15 protein-coding genes are annotated in these 19,584 nt (G+C 73.2%); 6 read left to right on the top strand and 9 right to left on the bottom strand.

Annotated features, from left to right (window positions below):
- Positions 1-2: 2 nt before the first annotated feature.
- The 3 genes from tap to ACSP97_RS01190 form a co-directional block, all read right to left on the bottom strand.
- Positions 3-2,231 (bottom strand): telomere-associated protein Tap, encoded by a 2,229-nt coding sequence (gene tap, locus ACSP97_RS01180; RefSeq protein ID WP_440556093.1) that lies wholly within the window; start codon positions 2,229-2,231, stop codon positions 3-5.
- Between the two features lie 156 nt (positions 2,232-2,387).
- Positions 2,388-3,899 carry a carotenoid oxygenase family protein gene (locus ACSP97_RS01185; RefSeq protein ID WP_440556094.1) on the bottom strand — a complete coding sequence of 504 codons (1,512 nt, stop codon included), beginning with the start codon at positions 3,897-3,899 and terminating at the stop codon, positions 2,388-2,390.
- Between the two features lie 183 nt (positions 3,900-4,082).
- Positions 4,083-4,679, bottom strand: coding sequence for a TetR/AcrR family transcriptional regulator (locus tag ACSP97_RS01190; RefSeq protein ID WP_355526354.1), 597 nt, complete (start codon positions 4,677-4,679; stop codon positions 4,083-4,085).
- 101 nt (positions 4,680-4,780) lie between these two features.
- Between ACSP97_RS01190 and ACSP97_RS01195 the strand changes: the two genes are divergently transcribed.
- The 3 genes from ACSP97_RS01195 (at position 4,781) to ACSP97_RS01205 (ending at position 6,969) form a co-directional block, all read left to right on the top strand.
- On the top strand, positions 4,781-5,167 hold the full coding sequence (locus ACSP97_RS01195; RefSeq protein WP_355147377.1) for a nuclear transport factor 2 family protein: 387 nt from the start codon (positions 4,781-4,783) through the stop codon (positions 5,165-5,167).
- 305 nt (positions 5,168-5,472) lie between these two features.
- The gene (locus tag ACSP97_RS01200) at positions 5,473-6,138 is read left to right on the top strand and encodes a DUF4230 domain-containing protein (RefSeq protein ID WP_355147375.1); all 666 of its coding nucleotides are present in this window, start codon (positions 5,473-5,475) and stop codon (positions 6,136-6,138) included.
- Positions 6,139-6,219: 81 nt separating this feature from the next.
- A complete protein-coding gene (locus tag ACSP97_RS01205) occupies positions 6,220-6,969 on the top strand; it encodes a VanZ family protein (RefSeq protein WP_382070853.1) in 750 nt (249 codons plus the stop codon).
- 173 nt (positions 6,970-7,142) lie between these two features.
- On the opposite strand, the gene ACSP97_RS01210 is transcribed toward ACSP97_RS01205, so the two are convergent.
- Positions 7,143-8,384, bottom strand: a complete 1,242-nt coding sequence (locus ACSP97_RS01210; protein WP_440556095.1) for a M48 family metallopeptidase — start codon at positions 8,382-8,384, stop codon at positions 7,143-7,145.
- A 534-nt stretch (positions 8,385-8,918) separates the two neighbouring features.
- Between ACSP97_RS01210 and ACSP97_RS01215 the strand changes: the two genes are divergently transcribed.
- The 3 genes from ACSP97_RS01215 to ACSP97_RS01225 all read left to right on the top strand — a co-directional run bounded on the left by ACSP97_RS01215 (position 8,919) and on the right by ACSP97_RS01225 (position 11,698).
- Positions 8,919-9,503 (top strand): AraC family ligand binding domain-containing protein, encoded by a 585-nt coding sequence (locus ACSP97_RS01215; RefSeq protein WP_440556096.1) that lies wholly within the window; start codon positions 8,919-8,921, stop codon positions 9,501-9,503.
- Positions 9,443-9,664 (top strand): hypothetical protein, encoded by a 222-nt coding sequence (locus ACSP97_RS01220; protein ID WP_440556097.1) that lies wholly within the window; start codon positions 9,443-9,445, stop codon positions 9,662-9,664. The genes ACSP97_RS01215 and ACSP97_RS01220 overlap by 61 nt, the downstream gene beginning before the upstream one ends.
- Before the next feature lie 285 nt (positions 9,665-9,949).
- Entirely contained in the window at positions 9,950-11,698 is a 1,749-nt protein-coding gene (locus ACSP97_RS01225) for a SpoIIE family protein phosphatase (RefSeq protein WP_440556098.1), read from the top strand.
- A gap of 76 nt (positions 11,699-11,774) precedes the next feature.
- On the opposite strand, the gene ACSP97_RS01230 is transcribed toward ACSP97_RS01225, so the two are convergent.
- From ACSP97_RS01230 to ACSP97_RS01250, 5 genes are all read right to left on the bottom strand, one after another.
- A complete protein-coding gene (locus ACSP97_RS01230) occupies positions 11,775-14,516 on the bottom strand; it encodes a prolyl oligopeptidase family serine peptidase (protein ID WP_440556099.1) in 2,742 nt (913 codons plus the stop codon).
- On the bottom strand, positions 14,489-16,273 hold the full coding sequence (locus tag ACSP97_RS01235) for an N-acetylglutaminylglutamine amidotransferase (protein ID WP_440556100.1): 1,785 nt from the start codon (positions 16,271-16,273) through the stop codon (positions 14,489-14,491). Before ACSP97_RS01235 ends, ACSP97_RS01230 begins: the two co-directional genes overlap by 28 nt.
- A complete protein-coding gene (locus ACSP97_RS01240; protein ID WP_358275091.1) occupies positions 16,273-16,407 on the bottom strand; it encodes a hypothetical protein in 135 nt (44 codons plus the stop codon). The genes ACSP97_RS01235 and ACSP97_RS01240 overlap by 1 nt, the downstream gene beginning before the upstream one ends.
- An 85-nt stretch (positions 16,408-16,492) precedes the next feature.
- A complete protein-coding gene (locus ACSP97_RS01245) occupies positions 16,493-17,656 on the bottom strand; it encodes a carboxylate-amine ligase (RefSeq protein WP_391870790.1) in 1,164 nt (387 codons plus the stop codon).
- Between the two features lie 118 nt (positions 17,657-17,774).
- Positions 17,775-19,403 (bottom strand): eCIS core domain-containing protein, encoded by a 1,629-nt coding sequence (locus ACSP97_RS01250; RefSeq protein WP_440556101.1) that lies wholly within the window; start codon positions 19,401-19,403, stop codon positions 17,775-17,777.
- Between the last annotated feature and the right edge of the window lie 181 nt (positions 19,404-19,584).

Consider the following 19,584-nt stretch of genomic DNA (forward strand, 5'->3'; position numbering starts at 1 on the left):
CCCTACTCTCCGTTGTCGGCGTCGGTGACGGTGCCGTCCTTGATGTAGCGGGCGAGGTTGAGTTCCGGGGCGTCGAACCGCTCGCGGACCTCCTCGCCCCACAGGACGGACTGGGTGCCCTCGTGCTTGACCAGGCCCGGGTTGACGCCGAGCTTGAAGCCGCCGGGCAGCGGCCTGCCCTCCCGGTAGGGCAGGAAGTCCAGCGGGCTCGGCCCGTTCGAGGCGTAGACGACACAGTCGGAGAGGATCGCGACCGGGTACTGCCCGGTGAACGATGCGTGCTTGACGATCTTGCGGTGCAGGTTGACCCGGGTGCGGGAGATGACGGCCGCGCGGATGTCCGGCCGCCAGGTGGGCCGGGACAGGGCGCGCCACGGCTCGCCGGGCCGCCAGCCCTCGCCGCGCGGGCGCTCGCGCAGCTTGCCCAGGCCGCCCTTGACCGTGGCCTTGATCGCCGAGACGACGGTCGCCAGCTCCGGATCGCGATCCCGGTAGCCGTCCATCGCCGTCAGGAAGTCCTCGGGCGTCATGTCCGTGTGCACGCCGAGGTCGGCCATCGTGGCGAGGTAGGCGTCGCGCAGCCGCTGGTACCAGCCGTCCAGGTAGCGCCCGTTCTCCCGGCGGACGTACGCCTCGATCGGCCGGACCTCGTAGCCGAGTTCCACCGCGTAGGCGACGGTGGGCGTCGCGTACCAGGCCGGCCCCTGCGGGCGGTCCCCCTTCGGGGTGAAGGGGCTGGGCAGCAGGTCGGCGTCCAGGTCCGCCCAGGTGTCCTTGCCCGTCCTCACCCGGGAGAGATCCACGTGGGAGAGGTCGACGAGCCAGGAGCCGGGCAGCTTCGGGTCGAACACCGGCTTCCTGACGTGGGTGGGCGCGCCGAGGCCGACGATCAGGCCGTTGGCTCCGGCGGCGAACGCCATGTTCACGTCGATGCCGACCAGGTGCCGCAGGGTGCACTCCGCGTCCGTCATCGGGCGCGCCCAGTCGTACGCCTCCTCGAACAGCTTCTCCTGCGGGCCGCGGATGTGGAAGCGCGGCAGGTCCTTGAGGAGGGGGTGGCCGTCGGGTGCCTCGCACGGCGCGCAGTCCACCGGGGCCTTGCCGAGCGAGCCGGGGTTGTGCTCGGAGTGCCGCCTGCCGTCGGCATCGGGCTCGGAGGCGCGGGTCGGCGGGTGCAGCGCCGTCATGAGCTCGAGGCCGGTGACGGCGGTGGAACCGCGCGGGGTCATGACGCGGGACGCGTACACGCCCAGGACGCGGGCGAGTTCGGCCGGCGGGAGCTGCGCGACATCGCCCCAGTGGCGGGAGTCGAGCGCGTGCCAGGACGGGATGCACAGCTGGACGCAGGCCCGTTCCGAGCCCTGGGCGGGGCGGTGGATCCGCGCCCACGGGCCGAAGCCGCGCTTGGTCAGCCTCCACTGCGCGCGCGCCAGCTGCTTGACGACCTTGTGGCCCTCCGGCAGGCGCCCGGCCCGCCGCTCCTCGTCCGTGAGGGCGACGGGCAGGCCGTAGCGTTCCAGCGCGGCCTCGGTGAGCACGAGCAGCGGGTCGGCGTCCTTGCCCGGCCCGGACAGCTTCGGCTGCCCGAGCTTCGCCTCGCGCAGTGTCCACTCCACCAGGGCCGGGATGCTCTTGGCGGGTACGTCCAGGACCAGGCCGCCGGTGCAGTACGCGAGCACCTGCCCGTCCGCGTCGACGTCGACGACCGCGAGGGGGCCGTTCTCGAACCGGCGGCCGGTGGCTCCCGTCGGCGCGTCGGCCGGGGCCGCCTTCCGTACTGGACGACGCGAGGCGGACGACGGCGACGGCCGGGCGGAGCGCGTCGGAGGCGGCTCGGCGGGGGCGTCGAGGGCGGGGGCGGTCTCGGTGGTCTCGGGGGCCGTCCTGACAGGAGTGTCCAGGGCCGGGGTCGCGGCCGGAACCTGCTCCGCGGGGGCGGACCCGACGGTCGGGGCGGCGGGCGCCGGTTCCGGGGGCGTGGCGGGGGCGGGGTAGAGCTCGGCGAGCTTGTTCAGCAGCCGCGCGTACGCCTCACGCTCCGGTCCGCGCGGCTCGGTCGTCTTCTTGACCGACTCCCAGCCCGACACCGTCGCCCGGCGCACCTTCAGCGCGGCGGCGACCTCGTCCAGCGTCAGGCCGTGCGCGACCCGCAGCCGCTTGCGCTCCTCCGCCGCCGGCAGCGGGGACCGGGACGCGACCAGCGCGTCGACCGCGTCGAACAACTCGGACATGGAACACCTCCCGACGGCATCCTATGCCGTCGGGAGGTGCGAAGCGCGGACATCCACCGTACGGATCGCGTACGAACGGCGTTCCAGGGGTGGCCAGTCTGGTACGGCGGCGACGGCCCGTGCAAGCGGCCGGAGGCCCACCGCCGGTCACCGCCGTCAGGCGTCCGCGACCCAGCTGCCGTGGAAGCCCAGGGGTACCCGGCCGGGCAGATGGATCCGGGCCAGGGGGTGGCCGGTGAAGTCCTGGGCCGAGAGGATCACCAGGTCGGTCGCGCCGCGGTCGGGGTCGTTCACGTACGACAAGACGTAGCCGTCGTCCTCGTCCCGCGCCCCGCGCCGCGGCACGAACACCGGCTCGCTGACCGCCGCGCCCCCGGGGAAGCGGTGGAGCTGCCCGTTGCCGCGCAGCATGTCGTGCTTCACCAGGTAGTTCGAGAACTTCTCGTCGGGCGGCACTCCGTCGACCGTCTCGTACGCGCGCCACATCTCGGCCGCACTGGCGGTGTAGGCGTACCGGTGCCGGCGCGAGACCAGGGCTTCGTTGACGCGGGGGAACTCCTGCGGGCGGTCGTCCAGCCGGCTGCTGCGCAGCCGGCCCGCGCGCACGTCGATCGTCCAGCGGTCGAGCGTGGGCGACCCGGTCGCGCAGGGACCGCCCATGCCGCGGCCGGCCGCGTAGAACGGTGCGGGGAACCCTATGTACTCCACCACGACGGTGTCGCCCTCGTCGTAGGCGTTGAGGGTGTGCGAGTAGTACACCGGGTCGATCTCGAACCAGCGTGTGGTGCCGCCGCTGCGCGGCAGCAGCCCGACGCGCATGGGATGCCGGTCGTTCCACACGTACGGCACGATCGCGCCCGCCTCCGCGGCGGCGGCGTCGAAGGTGATCGGCACGTCCACGATCACCACGTACTTCTCGGTGAGCGCGAAGTCGTGCATCATCGGCGCGTCCGCGACGGGGATCCGTGTGGTCCGCGCGACCCGGCCGGTCCGGTCGATCATGATCTGCCTGACGTGGTCCCAGGTGGGGTAGTACGCGATCGCGTGCAGTTCGTCGGCCACCGCGTCGTACTTGGTGTGCGCGGTGAACGCGCCGGTGAGGGTGGAGTGGAAGTCGTACGGGCGTACGGTGTCGAGCTCGCCGTCCAGTTCGTACGGCAGCGGCCCGCTTTCCTGCAGGGCCAGGATGCGGCCCTTGTACGGGATGACGTGCGTGTTGCACGCGAAGTCGTCCGGCGGCGCCTGGCCGGGGTAGGTCTCCCCCAGTTTCGCCGTCACCTGCGAGGAGCGCACCCAGCGGTTGCGGTACCACTCCGCGCGCCCGCCGCGCAGACGGACCCCGTGCACCATGCCGTCGCCGAGCATCCAGTGGTGAGCACGGACGTCCTCGAGGCGCAGCGGGTTCGGGCCGTTGCGCAGGTAGCGGCCGTCCAGATCGTGCGGGATCCGGCCGGTCACCTCGAGGTCGAAGGCGGTCAACTCCTCGGTGACCGGCGCGAAGGCACCTTCCAGGAACGGTGTCGCCCTGGTCGTGTCGCTCTTCCCAGCCGCGGGACCCGCCTGTGCGGCGGCCGTGAAGAAGCCGGGGCCGAGACCGCTCCCGACCACGCCGCCCGCCGCCGCGACCGCGGCGCCCTTGAGGAGTCTGCGCCGTGTGTGACTGGCCATCGCGTTTCCCCGCTCCCGTGTCGATGTCCGGCGCCGTCGGCCGGACTCTGGTGACAGGAGCAACCCTCCTCCCCGGCGGCCCGTGAGGCAGTCGGCCCAGGCCCCGAATCGGGGGTGCTGCTGACACCACCGCCCGCGGCGGCATGGCTCCACCTGCGGACGGCCAGGCCGGTGTGGTGCCGCTCAGTCCTGTCGCGGTCGCGCGGGCGAGCCGTGCCCGAAGTCGCACAACCCGGCGACGAGGCCGCGCGCGTAGTCCTCGTTCGTCTCCGGGATCGAGAACACCACCCGGAAGTAGAGGGGCGCGACCACCTGATCCAGCACCCGCTCCAGCGGGGGCGCGCTCTCGCCCCGCCGGGCCGCGGCCTCCAGGGCGGCGTGGAAGCGGGCACTGACCCGCTCCAGGCACTCGCGCAAGCCCGCTCGCCGCTCGTCCACGTCCGGGGCCACTTCAGCCCGGAAGAAGGCGACGCCACCCGGCCGGGACAGGTCGGTGAGCGTCCACACCGCGGCCTGTTCCAGGTCCTTGCGCAGATCTCCGAGCAGCTCCGGCGCGCCCTCGTCCTGGCGCTGGGCGGCCACGTCCGCCAGGAGGGCGGAGACGGTCCCCCAACGGCGGTAGAGCGAGCTGGGGTTGACGCCGGCGCGGCGTGCCACCACGGGGATGGTGACCTTCTCGGCTCCGACTTCCTGCACCAGGTCCACGGTCGCCCGGTGCACGGCGGCGCGTACGCGGGCGCTCCGGCCACCGGGGCGGCTGTCTTTGCTTTTGGCGGGCATGCCTTCCACCTTAAAGCATTGAGTTGCGCTTTAGCGAGGGAGGTGCCTACAGTCTTTAAAGCGGAGATCGCCGCTTTAAGCATCGTTCCCAGGGAGTTCCGATGGCCCAGTCCGAGGTCCAGCACCAGCTCGGCAAGAAGTTCCACGCCTATCTCACCGCGGGTGACTGGGAGGGCATCCGCAGCCTGCTCACCGACGACGCCACCTGGACGCTCCCCGGTGACAACACCGTCTCCGGTACGGCGGTGGGCGCGGAGGCCGTCGTGGAGCGGGCGAAGAAGATCGCCTCCTACGGTCTCGACTTCGAGCTGCTGCACATCCTGGTCAGCCGGGAGAACATGGCCCTGTCCCTGCACAACACCGCCCGCCGGGGCGACGTCCGGCTGGACGAGTACCTCTCCACCGTCTGCCGCCTCCGCGACGGCAAGATCGCCGACATCGAGACCTATCTGTCCGACGTCCCCGGCATGAACGCGTTCTTCGTCTGAGCGGCACCGCGCACACCGTTCGCCGGACCGGCGGCCGCGCGACGGCGCCCCCGCCCAGCCGACCCTGAGCCCCGGGCACGGGAGACCGTGCCCGGGGCCGGGCGTTCTCGACCCGTCGGACGGTCGCCGACCAGGAAACGCACAGGGTCTTCCCGGAGTTCATCGCGGCGCGCGCCGGGGCCCCGGCCTCGGCCGACTCGCCCCCGGCCGTCCGCGTTCCTGCCGCCGGATGCGTGCCGGCGTCAACTTCCGTGTCTGGCATGGGGTTCGGGGGGCATCCGGACAGCAGGAAGGAGGGCTGCCGGATGACGACTCCCGCCACACGCCCGCAGCACAGACGCATGCCCGGCTGGGCGAAGGTGGTGACCGCCTTCGTGCTGGTGCTCGCGCTGCTGTTCGCCGGTATCAGGCTGGCGGTACTCCCGGGCGTCAAGGATCTGTTCGGCACGCAGACGCACGACCGCTCGGGGCCCGCGCTCCTCAAGTCCATCAAGGACATGAGCCGTTACGACGCGGCCTCGGGCAACTTCCAGGTCGTCGTCGATCTGGAGAAGGACGCCAAGTACCTGCCGGACGCCATTCGCGGCACCCGCACCCTGTATGTCGGCGCGGGCACCGTGGACGCCTATGTGGATCTCGGCAGGCTCGGCGACAAGGACGTGACGGTGAACGAGGACCGTACGTCGGCCACGCTGCGGCTCCCGCACGCGCGGCTGGGTGAGCCGGCCCTGGACGCCGACCACTCCTACGCCGTCTCCAAGCAGCGCGGACTGCTCGACCGCCTGGGCGACCTGTTCTCGGACAACCCCAACAGCGAGCACGCCGTGCAGAAGCTCGCCGTGTCCCACATCGGCGAGGCGGCCAGGCACAGCGGACTCACCGCACGGGCCGAGACCAACACCACGGGAATGCTGGAGGGTCTGCTGCACTCGCTCGGCTTCAAGGAAGTGCACGTCTCCTACGGACCGTGACCCGCACGCGGCTCCCGGCAGCCGGCCGGACTCGCGGTTGACCGCTCCACCACACAGGGTCGTAGACGACTGGAGGACCGAATGGCCCGCACCGCTCCGTACTCACGCGCAGCCGCTCCCGGCCGCGCGCCCCGGTCGAGTCGCCTTGCCTGGTTCGGCCGCCGGGGCCGGGCAGGAGCGCAGGCACACGAACGCAGCGAGAAGCCCCCGGCCGCCGAGGCGGGCGGTGGCGGAAGCCGCCTGGCGAAGGCGCGGGCGCGCTGGAGCGGCGGCCCCTTCCGGAGCCCGAGGGCGGGCGAGGCGGGCGACGCCCGTGGGGCCACCGCGGCCAAGCGTGCCGCCGGGAAGGCGGCGCCCGCTCCCCCGCGCCGCCGGCACGTACTTCCGCTGCCGGTCCGCATACTGGCGATGCTGTGCGCCTTCGTCTTCATGGTGGCCTTCGCCGTCGTACTGGCCAGGATCACTCTGGAGCCGTCCCCGGCGTCCGTCTCCCTGGCGCACAGCAACCTGCACCCCGGCCGCTCCATCAAGGCCTATCTGGACCAGCCCGAACTGCGGGACGCCGCCAAGCAGATCGGCGGCAACATCCTGCTGGGCGTACCGTTCGGGGTCCTGGTGCCGGTGCTCGCGCCGGGGGCCCGGGGGATCTGGCGGGTCCTGCTGCTGACCGCGACCGTGATGCTGCTGGTGGAGATGGCGCAGGGCGCCCTGGTCACCGGGCGGGCCTTCGACGTGGACGACGTCATCCTCAACACGACCGGCGCGTTGGTCGGTTACCTGCTGATGGGCCGCAGGCTGGGGCGGGTGCACGATCGCCGCGAGAGGGGCTGACGCGAACGGCGGGGCGGGCGTACCGTGCGCGGGGCAAGCCGCCGGACGTCGTGCCGACGGGCGCGCGGCGACGTGGACAAGCGGAGGGTGCCGTCCGAGTAGTGAGGATGATCTTCCGCTGAACAGGGTGCGGCATCGGATGACGGCGGCGTTCGTTCCCCACGTCGCCCCCGTCACTCGGCACTTGGCCACCGGCGTTCGCCCTGTCCGACGACACCGGCGTGCCGCTCGGCTCGGCCGTAAGGCGCCGCCGACCCGAGCCGACCTGATCCGGAAGAAAGGCCCTGACCGGCCTCGCTCCGGAGCTCGTTCGCGATCGTGGTGCGCAGCGGCAGGTGTTCCTCGTCGATCGCCTGAGCTTCCTCACCGCTCAGTGTGCCCGCGGTCCTGGGGCCGGGGATCCGGTTGACGAACTGGATGCGGAAGTAGGTGGGCGCGGAGCTGCCGTCGGTCGAGTCGCCGCGCAACCGGGCGAGGCGCAGCAGCCGCTCGCGTTCCGTGTCCGGAACCGACACCAGGGATGCACGCACCTGTGCCCAGACGTCGCCCCCGCTCCGGGCCGCGCGTTCCACGGCGAAGCGGGCGGTGTCGCTCAGCAGCAGCGCCCGGAGCAGCCCGTCCGCCGCGGTGGTGGAAGAGACCCGGACGGCCATCTCGTCGGCCCGGTACTGCGACTGCCTGCCGGAGAGGTCGTCGAGCCGGCCGAGCAGCCGGTGGAGCGCGAGCACGCCGTGGGCCAGCAGGTTCTGGAGAGGCTGGGCAAGGGCCTGGCCCAGACTGATGTTGGTGTTCTGACGCAGCGCGTCCGGGCGGAACGCGTTCGCGTCCACCACGCCCTGCCGCGCGGCCTCCAGTTCGGGTGTCGGGCGGATCATGTCCGCCCAGGTGGTGAGCGCGTCCAGGGCCGTCTGGATCCAGGCGCCGCTCGGACCGCCCCGGGTCGAGGCACGGCCGAGGTCATGGCCGAGCAGTGCGAGCCGCTGGTCGGCGGTCAGGGTCTCCCAGAGCGGCAGACCGATGACGAGGACGCGCCGCCGGCGCGGCCCCACCACCGTGCAGCCCGAGCCGTACCGCGCGTCGACGGCGATCGCGTCCACTGGCTTGGTGCCGAGTTCGGCGGCGACCCGCTTCGCCACCGCGTAAAGCGTCGGCGCGGCGGCAGCGTCCAGGGTGTGCCGGGGCATCCTGCCGAATCGTGGACGGAGCACCAGAGCGACGACGATTTCCACCGCGCCCAGTATCCGCTCCGGCCAGGTGCCGGCCACGAGCAACCACACCCCGGTGCCCACCAGCGCGACGGTGACCAGGTTGACCGCGGTCGCGAGCACCAGCGCGCCGACGAGGGCCGCATTCCACGACGGGGTCCCGGGGCCGTCCGCCAGTACGCGTTCGAGCGCGCGCTCCTGACGTGCCAAGGACCTCGGTCCGCCCCGCCAGGAGACATCGCCGCCCTGCGGGTCGAGGTTCCACGCGCAAGCCGGGCACCAGGCACTGAACCGGGGATCCGAGTCCGGCAGGGCCGCGTGACACTGCGGGCAGACCGGGCCTGTGTCTTCGTTCACGGAGGCGATCTTGTCCCTGTGACCGGCGCGGCGACAGATCACGCTTGAGGCTTTGTCCAAATCATTGCGCGCCGTTGGCGTGCAGCCGTGATCCCAGGCGTCTGGATCATGCCGGTGCTTTACATGAGATCGCGGGTGTGCGAGGCGGAGAGGGCCGCCGCCTCGTCGTCCGGGAAGCCCGGCAGGGACAGCCGATGGCGTCGGCCTCCGTCCATGCCGGCGCGCGGCCGCTACCCCGCCCGCCAGCCGCGTTCGACCGCCTCCGGGACACTCCAGCTCCATGAAGGGAGCTTGCGGCGCGGGAGGACGAGGGGCAGGAGGTTGGTCCAAACCAGAGCGGGAACGGATGTGCCGACCCGACCGGCGCCCGAGAAAGGAGTGCGACCGATGCGCAGCACCACGGTCCTACCGGGAGTTCCCAGCCTGCCCTCCTGTCCGGGGGATGTGCCGCTGCACCGGCTGGAGGTGGCCGGTCCCGACGCCCCGCCCTTCGCGGCGGGCTCCTTCGAGGAGGTGGGTCCGCTGTCCCGGGGGGACCGGCCGCACCGGCACACCTTCTACGAGATCGTCCACGTCCGCGCCGGTTCGGGCACCCATGTCGTCGATCTCACCCGCCGACCGGTGCCCCCCCCGCAGCTGACCGTGATCCTGCCCGGCCAGGTGCACCACTGGGAGGGCGGCCTGGGCCCCGAGGGGTCGCTCGTGCTGTTCACCGACGACTTCCTGGTGGACCATCCCGGCGACCGCGCGGTGCTGCGGGAACTCGGCTCGCGGTGGTTCGCGCTGGACGCCGAGCACGACCGGTCGGTCCGGTGCCTGATCGGCGAACTGGTCGCGGAGCACCGGCAGCGGGCCACCTCTTCGGCGACACCCCCGGCGACCGTCTCGGGCTGTGCCACGGGGCCGCGGGCGTGCTGGCGGTCGCCGACGCCTTCGAGCGGCACGCCCGGCTGCCGGCGGCGAGCGCGCTGAAGGAACGGCTCGTCCGGCATCTGACCGCCCGGCTGTCCGGTCAGCCGCTCGCCGAGTGGCCCGCGGACCTCCTCACCGGCCTGCCGGGTGTGCTGGCCGCGCTGCTGACCGCCGCCCACGGGGCACCGCGCGGCTGGCTGCCCTGCCTGGGGCTGCGCTGACGCCTCTCGGCGCGCGGAATCACCGGGTGGCTTGTCCGGACGGGCAGGGGGAAGTCGGGCGGGATGAACGTACGCACGCGGTCCGCGCCGGTCCCGACGGCGACGACGTCGATGACGCCGCCGTCCGGCCGCGTGGGCGCGCCGCAGCCCTTGGAGTGGATCTCCACGGACTTGTCGCACGGCGGGTAGGGCGGGCGGCGGGTGCGGGAACAGTCAATCAGCGGCCCTCGGGCCGGCGGCCGGCCCCGGCCGGGCATACCGGGATGGAAGAGGGAGACCAGGACCATGGTGGGACCGGAGAGCGCGCAGGCCGGGCGGAAGCAGTCCGCGGTGGTGCCCTCTGCTCACCTCGCCCCGGCGCTGGACGCCATCGGGGCGGGAGGCTACGTCGTGGACGAGCAGGGCTGCATTCTCGCCGCGAACGGCCGCGCCACGGAGTTGCTGGGCCGTACCGCCGACGAGCTCGTGGGGCGGGACGCGCACGACCTGCTGCACCGCGGGCCGCAGGGCCAGCAGCTGCCCGCGACGCAGTGCGGCATGCGGCAGGCGTTCCTGGCCGGTTGCCCGGCCCAGGGCGGTGACGAGTACTTCGAGCACGCCGACGGCTCCCTGCTCCCGGTCTCCTGGACGCTCACGCCGTACGACGTCGGCGACGGGGTCACCGGCACACTGGTCGTCTTCTACTCCAGCCGGCCGGCCGCCGACGCCGGACCGCCCCGGGAGCAGTCCGCCGGAACGCTGAGCGACTTCGAGCGGCTGGCCCTGCTGGCCGAGACCACGACGCAGCTGACGTCCACGTTCGACATCGAGGAGGCGCTGCGCCGGCTGGTGGGACTGGTCCTGCCGCGCCTCGCGGACTGGGCCGTCATCGACCTGATCACCGAACGCGACGAGGTGTGGCGCACCGTCGTGGCCCAGGCCGACGGCGACACCGTGATCCGTCACGAGGACTTCGAAGGGCCGATGCCACCGGTCCCGGAGGAGTCGCTGATGCCCCTGTCGAAGGCGCTGCGGGGCGTCTCCTCCGCCCTGGCCGGCCCCGACACCTACCAGGGCCCGCCGGACTCGGGCATCACGGCCGAGCAGCGCCGTCTCTTCGACAGCGCCGGCATTCACTCCGCGGCCATGGTGCCCCTGCGCAGCACCCGGGACGTGCTGGGGGCGCTCACCCTCGGCCGGGCGGGCAAGCCGGACAGCTTCACCGTCTCCGACCTGCCCCTGCTGGAGGACATCGCGCGCCGGGCCGGGCTGGCCCTGGACAACGCCCGCCTCTACCAGCGCCAGCGCAAGGTCGCCGAGACCATGCAGAACCATCTGCTGCCCCAGATGCCGCGCGTGCCCGGGCTCCAGATGGCCGTGCGCTACCTGCCCGCCCCCGACGCCTCGCAGGTCGGCGGCGACTGGTACGACGCCTTCACCCTGCCCGACGGCGCCACCGCGCTCGCCGTCGGCGATGTCGTCGGCCACGACCTGGAGGCCGCCGCGGGCATGGCCCAGCTGCGCAACATGCTGCGCGCCTACGCCTGGGCCCAGCAGGGACCGCCCAGCCGCATCGTCGACCGCCTGGACGAGGCGATCATGCCGATCACCGACGTCACCATGGCCACCCTCGTCCTCGCCCGGGTGGCCAGGACCGACGAGGGCCACTGGCAGCTGTCCTGGACCAACGCCGGTCACCCTCCTCCCCTGCTCATCACGCGGGACGGTCTGGCCGAGTACCTGACCGGCGGTCACGGGCTCCTGCTCGGGACCGGAGTGCGCACCTCGCGTCCCGACGCCACCGTCCTCCTGCCGCCGGGTGCCACCCTCGTGCTGTACACCGACGGGCTCGTCGAGAAACCGGGCCACACCCTCGACGAGGGACTGAACCAGCTGCGCCGGCACGCCGCCGCCCTCGCCCACCGCCCGCTGCCGTCCTTCACCGACCAGCTGCTGCGCCGCGTCCAGCCGCCGGGCCTCGACGACGTCGCCCTGCTCGCCCTGCGCACCCCCGCGCGGGAGCGCGGCGGCACAGCCGCGTCCCGGGGCGAGTGAGCCGTACACCGCCTCGCCGTACACCGCCTCTTCGCGCGGGGAAGGGCGCGCGGCCGTGCAGAGGGCGGCCCGGGTGTCAGCCGGTCAGATGGCGCTGGATCCAGTCGGCGGCGGCCCTGCGGAAGGCGCGGCGGTTGTCCGAGCGCCGGAAGTCGTGGCCCTCGTCGCGCAGGACGAGGAGTTCCGCGTCCACTCCGCGCTCGCGGGCCGCCCGCACGAACTGCTCGGACTCGCCGGGCGGCACATTGGTGTCGTGCTCGCCGTGCACGGCCAGCACCGGCACGCGCAGCGCGTCGACGCGGCTCATCGGCGACAGCGCGTGCAGCAGTTCCCGGTCCCGTTCCGGATGCCCGTACTTGTGCGCGGCCGACTGGGCGAGCCATGGCTCGGTGCCCGCGAAGAACGTCGCGAAGCTCGACATGCCGCACACCGGGACGCCGGTACGGAACAGCTCCGGGTGCCAGACGAGGGAGGCCATCACCAGGTAGCCGCCGTAGGAGTGGCCCATCACGGCCAGCCGGAGCGGGTCGGCCAGGCCCTTGGCGACGACGTGCGCCGCGCAGTCGGCGACGTCCTCGATCGCGGCGAACCGGCCCCGGCCCAGATCCGCGTCGACGAAGGAGCGGCCGTAGCCGGAGGAACCGCGCACATCGGGGGCGAAGACGTCCAGTCCCCGGCCCAGCAACTCGTGGTAGAGCGGGTCGAACACGGGGCGCTCCTGTTCCTCCGGGCCGCCGTGCAGGTGCAGCACGCAGGGCGCGGGTTCCCTCGGGGAGCGGCCCGGCGCCCGGTAGTACCAGCCGCCGAGGTCCAGTCCGTCCCGGGCGCGGGGGCGCATCGGCACCGGCCGTACCGGGCGGTGGACGCCGGGGGCCACGACGTCCTCGTCCCGTGAGGACCACGGGGTGCGCAGCGCGGCGCCCTGGGGCAGCCACCACACACCGGGCCGGCGCAGCGATCCCGACAGCGCCACCACGGGCGCGTCCGGGTCCGCGGTGGCGGCCACGCGGGTGACCACCTCGTGCGGGAGCGGCACGGCACGGGTCCGGTCCAGGGTCGTCCCGGGCACCAGCGGGGTCACCTCCAGCTCACTGACGCCGCGCACGTTCCAGGACAGCACCGCGCCGCGGCCGTCACGGTCCAGGGTCAGCAACTCCAGTCCGCTGCCGTCGCGTTGGGCGGCCACCGTGAGACCGGTGCGGCCACCCCGCGGGTCGAGGGCGACGGCGTACAGGGCGGCGTGCTCGCGTTCGTGGTCGCTGCGCAGCCAGAGCGTGCGGGCGTCCGGCGCGAACGCGCCGATCCACGGGTCGCCGTCGGCGACCGGCACCGCGCAGGTGACCCGCTGGTCCCGGACGCGCACGACGAGGGCCTCCCGCCTGGCCCGCGGGCCGCGGCGCACCAGGGCCAGCCGCCCGTCCCCGCTGATGTCGCACACGCGCAGGGTGGCGGCCTCCCGTTCACTGGCCACCAGCACGGGGGCGGCCTGTCCGTCGGGGTCGACGAGGTAGGCCGACAGCGTCCTCGGCCCGGGTTCGGCCGCGGCCGTGGCGTGGCCCGCGGTGGAGACGGTTGCGGTGTGGCCGGTCGGCGGTGCGGGGACGGACGGGGCGCCCAGGAGGGTGGCGCGTCCGTCGCGCACGGTCCAGCCCTCCGGATGGACCGCCTCGGCGGCTCCGGAGACGGGCGGCAGAGGTGTGGGGGCGCCCGCTCCGGGACCGATCGCACCGCTGTGTTCGGTGCTCACGGCGCCGGCCTCCGCACCGGTGGGTGGCAGGCGCGCGGGTGCCTCGGCGACCGTCACGGCGAGCGCGGAACCGTCGCGCGCCCAGCAGCCGAGGTAGGCCGAGGTCCCCGGCTCGCCGCCCGCCAGGACCCGCCGTCCCGTGCCGTCGGGGCGCACGCACAGCACACGCGTGTGCTCGCTGCCCCCCGGTGCGGTCGTGTAGGCGATCCACCGTCCGTCCGGTGACCAGGCGACCTCGGTGACCGGGTCCGGGTCGGCGTCCAGCAGGTGCACGTCGTCGCCGTCGACCGGCCCCTCCCACAGTTGCGGCACCCCGCCGCGGTCGCAGATGAACGCGACATGCCGTCCGCCGGGATCCACCGAGGGGTACCAGCAACCGTGCGAGACGAGCACCCGGGGAACGTCGTCGAGCGACACGGCGGCGTCCGGTACGGCCAGGGTCTCGGGCGCGGCCTGCGTCTCGCCGTCTCCCGGGTGCCCGGACAGCTCGTCGGCGGTCGCCGCGTGCTCCGTGCCGGGCCGTGACAGGTCCGCCGGTACTTCGTGGGGGTGCGGCGGGCTCCGCCGGGGCGACCGGGACTCCGTCCGGTCCGCTGCCCGCCGCGCCCGCAGCGGTCGTCGGGTGTCGGCCGCGGGCACGGCCGGGCCGCTCCACGCGGGAGCCGGACCGTCGCCCGTGCGGTCGCCTCCGGTGGAGCCCGCCTCGCCCGCGAAGACCGCCTCGCCCTCGGGGGGCCGCACGCCGCGGACGGTGTCCGTGTCACCGGCGCGGCCGGGTCGTGAGCGGTCCGCGGCACTCCGGGCCCGGTCGGGTGCTCCGGCTCCCGTCGGGGGCCGGTGCCCGGCATCGGCCGCGCGCTCGGGTCCGTCGGGCGCGGAACGGGCGGCCAGGTCCGCCGCATCCCCGAGGTCCGCCCGTGCGGCGTCCGCCGCGCCCCCGGGCCGGCCGGGGGCGGGGCGGCCCGGCGCGTCGCCCGGCGTGTCGGCCCGCGCGCCCTCCCCCACGTCCCCGGCCGGGCGCGGTGGGAAGGAGCGGGCGCCGGTCAGCGGATTCCGTGGGTCTGCAGCCATATTTCCAGCAGAGCGGCCTGCCACAGCGCGTTCGCCCCGCGCTTGGTGCGGTGCTCGTCGGGCGCGGCGAGCAGTTCGTCGACGTGACTTCGGCGGTACAGCCCGCGGGCCCGCGCCTCGGGGGCGGAGAGCGCCTCGCGGACGCGTTGCAGCACCGGCCCGGCCATGTGCTTGATCGCCGGGACCGGGAAGTAGCCCTTGGGCCGGTCGACCACCTCCCGCGGCAGGACCTTGCGGCCCGCCGCCTTCAGGACGCCTTTCCCGCCGTCCGCCAGCTTGAGTTCGGGCGGGCAGGCGGCGGCCAGCTCGACCAGTTCGTGGTCGAGGAACGGCACGCGGGCCTCCAGCCCCCAGTCCATGGTCATGTTGTCGACCCGCTTGACCGGGTCGTCGACCATCATCACGTGGGTGTCCAGCCGCAACTCCGCGTCCAGGGCGGTCTCGGCGCCCGGCACGGCCATGTGCGCCCGCACGAAGTCGCCGGAGACGTCGTCGGCGGGCAGCACCGAGGGATCCAGCAGGCGCGCGAGGTCGGCGTGCGGACGGTCGAAGTACGTCTCGGCGTACGCGTCGGGCGCCCGGTGCCGCGGCACATGGGCCATCTGCGGGTACCAGTGGTAGCCGGCGAAGACCTCGTCGGCGCCCTGACCGCTCTGCACGACCTTGACCTCCTTGGCCACCTGCTCCGACAGCAGGTGGAAGGCGACCACGTCGTGGCTGGTCATGGGCTCGCTCATGGCCTGGACGGCTCCTTCCAGGGCCTGCGAGACCCGGTCGGAGGGGACCATCAGCTGGTGGTGGTCGGTGGCGAAGTGCCGTGCCACCAGGTCGGAGTAGTGGAACTCGTCGCCCTCCTCCCCTCCCTCGGCCTCGAAGCCGACGCTGAAGGTGGCCAGGTCGCGCTGCCCCTCGTCGGCCAGCAGCGCCACGATGAGGCTGGAGTCGAGGCCGCCCGACAGCAGCACGCCCACCGGTACGTCGGCGACCATCCGGCGCCGCACGGCCGTGCGCAGCGCCTCCAGCACCGCGTCCGTCCAGTCCTGCGCGGTCAGGCCGGCGTGCTCGGGGCGGCGTGTGTAGAGGGGTTGCCAGTAGCAGTGGTCGCGGTACGTGCCGTCCGCCTCGACGACCCGCACGGTGGCCGGCGGCAGCTTGCGCACGCCGTTGAGGACGGTGCGGGGCGCGGGCACGGTCGCGTGCCAGCTGAAGTAGTGGTGCAGTGCGGCGGGGTCGAGCGAGGTGTCCACCCCGCCGGCCGTCAGCAGCGCGGGCAGCGAGGAGGCGAACCGCAGCCGTCCGGGCGACTCCGCCAGGTACAGCGGCTTGATGCCCAGCCGGTCGCGGGCGAGGACCACCCGGCCACCGGCCTGCTCGACGATCACGAAGGCGAACATGCCGACGAAGTGTTCGACGCAGGAGGCGCCCCACTCCAGGTACGCCTTCAGCACCACCTCGGTGTCGGACTCGGAGAAGAACTGATGGCCCCGGTCGGCCAGCTCGGAGCGCAGTTCACGGTAGTTGTAGACGCACCCGTTGAACACGCCGACGAGTCGCGCCCGGGGGTCGGCCATCGGCTGCGCGCCGCTGTCCGTCAGGTCGATGATCTTCAGTCGCCGGTGGCCGAGCGCGGCGGGCCCCTGCGACCACAGCCCGCGGCCGTCGGGTCCACGGGGCGCAAGCCGGTCGGTCATGCGTTCGACGGCGGCGAGGTCCGGCTGCCGGCCGTCGAACCGGACCTCGCCGCTGAGCCCGCACATCAGGCGGTCACCCCCTTCACCGCAGCCGCGCCGGCCGCCGCGGGCTGTCCGCCGTGCGGGGCGGACGCGCGGGCGGGCCGGGCGGCCGGGCCTGGGTGGTCGTCGGTGAGCGTACGGACGGGGACGTGGGACATGGTGCTGACCACTCTCCTGAGACGGTCGTCGGGCATCGCGGGTGCCGGACGAAACGGGGGGGCAGGCGGACAGGGGATCGACCCGTCAGGATCCGGCGCCTCCGGCGACCGGGCTGAGACGGGGGGCGCGGGCGGGCCGGGCCCTCACGCCCCCGCGCGGACCGGCTGCGCCGCGGGTCTCGGCGATCAGCAGGTCGACACTGGCGAGCAGGTCATCGCGCTCGGCCGCCTGCCGCAGCCGGTGCGCGGCACTGCCGTCGGCCAGGGCCCGGGTGAGCAGCTCGTGCACGCTCTCCCAGTCGCCGGACGCCTCCAGCGCGGGGCGCAGCCGGGCCGTCATGCCGCGCAGCACCCCGTGGGCGGGGGCGGCGCGCCGGGTGACCGGGTCGACCAGCGCGCCTTCCAGGCCGGAGCGGGCGGCTCGCCAGCTCGCCGCCCGGAGCCACTCGTGGTGGCCGTCGCACCGGCCGGCGTCCCCGCGCTCCAGTCGCTCGCACGCGTCCCGGACCAGCGCCCGGAAGAGTCCGGCGACGAGCACGACCGTCTCCACCCGGGGACAGGCGTCGCAGATCCGCAGTTCCAGCGTGTGCTGGTGCGCGGAGGGCCGTACGTCCTGGTACGCCATGCCGGCGTCGCTGATGGCACCCGAGCCGATCAGCTCCTCCAGCGCCCGGTCGTACGCGGCGGCGTCGGGGTAGCAGCCCGGCGGCCCGGCGGTGGGCCAGCGCTGCCAGAGCATGGTCCGCCAGCTCGCGTAGCCGGTGTCATCGCCGAGCCAGAACGGCGAGCTGGCGGACAGCGCGAGCAGCGGCGGCAGCCACGGCGCCACCAGGCACATGGCGCGTACGGCGGTGTCCCGGTCGGGTATGTCGACGTGCACCTGCGCGCTGCAGATGAGCTGCTCGTCGGCGACCCTGCGGTATGCGTCGGCCATGTGCCGGTAGCGGCGCCCGGCGGTGACGTCACGGGGGCTCAACCGGGCCAGCGGAACGGTGCCGGCGGCCACCGTGACCAGGCCGAGCGAGGAGGCGGAGGCGTCCAGCAGCCGCCGTGACCGGGCGAGGTCCGTGAAAAGGGCATCGAGGGTGTCGTGCACCGCGCTGTTGCTCTCCACGGCCGAGCGCTGGAGTTCGGTGGTGAATCCGGGCCTGTGCAGCCGGTCCAGAACGGCGCGGGCGCGTGGCACCAGCCGGCCGCTCTCCACGTCCAGCACGTGAAACTCTTCTTCTGCCCCGATGCGCAACGTCACGTCACGTTCTCCCCTTGCCTGGGCGATCACTGGGCCGTCGCGTACGCGTCCTGCCGGTGAATGGCGCGGCTTCGAGTACCCAGGCCGAGACGTTCACAAGCGTCTCGGCGTGCTCAGGTCACTCGATCCCCAACGTGGCGCACAACGATCGCGGGAGGTAGGTGGAGGTCGGCAGCGAGTTCTGTACGCAGAAGTCGTACAGGTCGGGGAAGTCTTTGCCGATCTTGTCCATGTTGACGTAGGTGGACTGCCCCTTGATCTGGAGGTACTTCTGGTCGATCTTCTTCGTCGGGGCGCCCTCGTAGTAGGGACGCCAGCCCGAGCCGCCCTTGTCGGTGACCCCCTGCACGTGGAAGCCGTCCTCCTTCTTCACGAGCATCGGGCACTCCTGTTCGATGTTGGCCGTGCCGAACTTGAAGAAGGAGTACTTGGCCAGGTGGCTCCGCCCCAGGTCCTTGCTGCCCGCCAGCTCCTGGACCCTCTTCGGGTCCGTGATCTCCACCCAGCCCTTCGGGTCGAACGCCGCCGGGACGACGTCCTTGGTCAGGGAGAGGAGATCTTTGAGGATGTCGGCGATCTCCTTGGACTCGGCGCCGTTCCGCAGGGACTTCTTCAGGCCGTCCCCCAGACTGACGACCCGGCTGAACTGCTGCTTCAGGTCCCCCGCGCCGGGCGGCAGGAAGTACTTCCCGTCGACGTCGATGCCGTCCTTGGAGTCGCTCGGCTCCGCCCGGATGCTGGTGTTCGGGCCCAGGAACTGGTTCCCTCCCTGCCATTCGAAGAAGGCGAGACGCATCTCGTCGTAGGTGGTGCCCGGGACGATTTCCTCGCCGCCCTTCCCGCGGTCCAGAAGAGCCTGCTGAATGGTCCTGGGATTGATCCTCTTGCACTGCTCCTCGGAGAGGCCGAGGCGCCGCAGCATGTCCTTGCTGATCTTCGACGGGACCGCCGCTATGAGGACGTCCTTCCTGTCCTCTTCGCTCAACTGCTCCAAGGCGTTCTTCAGAGCGGTGTGCGGAACGATGTGGTGGGCGGTCAGCTCCCAGTCGTTGTGTTCCCCGCCGCTGTCGGCGTGCGGGTTCTTGCTCCGGTCGCCGGCGCGCTGGACGTCGGGCCGGTCCGTCGCCCGTGCGTGGGCGCGCCCGGGCTCCGACGCGCGCACCGATGCCACGGCGGCCCGCGCCACGGGCACCGACATCACCCGGGAGGCGTTCGCCTCGGCCTCACGCTCGAAGCGGTCGCCGGGGTCGGAGACCTTGAGCCCCGTCCCGTCGTCGGTGCCGGCCACGGGCCCCTGGCGCTGCTGGATGACATGGGTGAGTTCATGCGCGAGGGTGTGCTTGTCGCCGCCCCCGTCGCCCAGCACGACATGCTCCCGGGAGGTGTACGCCCGCGCCCCGATCTCGGCTGCCGAAGCCCGGGCGGCACTGCCGGTGTGGATGCGGACGTCCGAGAAGTCCGCGCCGAGCCGGGCCTCCATCTCGGCGCGCGTGCCGCCGTCGAGGGGGCGGCCCGGGCTGCGCAGGACGTCGTGCACGGCGGAGCGCTGCACCGCCTGATCGGCCTGTTCGCTCGCTGCGTCAAAATGGCCGGCCAGGCGGAGCATCTGCACGACGGCGGCATTCCCGGCGCCGCGCTGGAACGTCAGGAGCGGGGGCAGCGGCGTCCCAGCGGGGACCGCGGGTGTGCGGACCGGCGGACGGCTGTTCTCGGCCTCTTCGGCCCGTGCGTTGTCGCGGGAGCGCATGGATCGCCTCTCGTACAGAAGGTCGGTATTCCCTGATAGCAGGCGGGCCGAAGTGGTACCAGGAAACCGCTGGGCAGTCGTGGTGCCCGTTTCGACGCGCGACACGGGACGGGCGGTGCCCCTCACACCCTTGACGGGCGGTCGGGTGTGGCGGGAACGCGTTTCCTGCCGGAGTGCACCG

The organism is Streptomyces sp. SCPE 10 (genome assembly GCF_051980735.1).
GTDB classification, from domain to species: domain Bacteria; phylum Actinomycetota; class Actinomycetes; order Streptomycetales; family Streptomycetaceae; genus Streptomyces; species Streptomyces misionensis.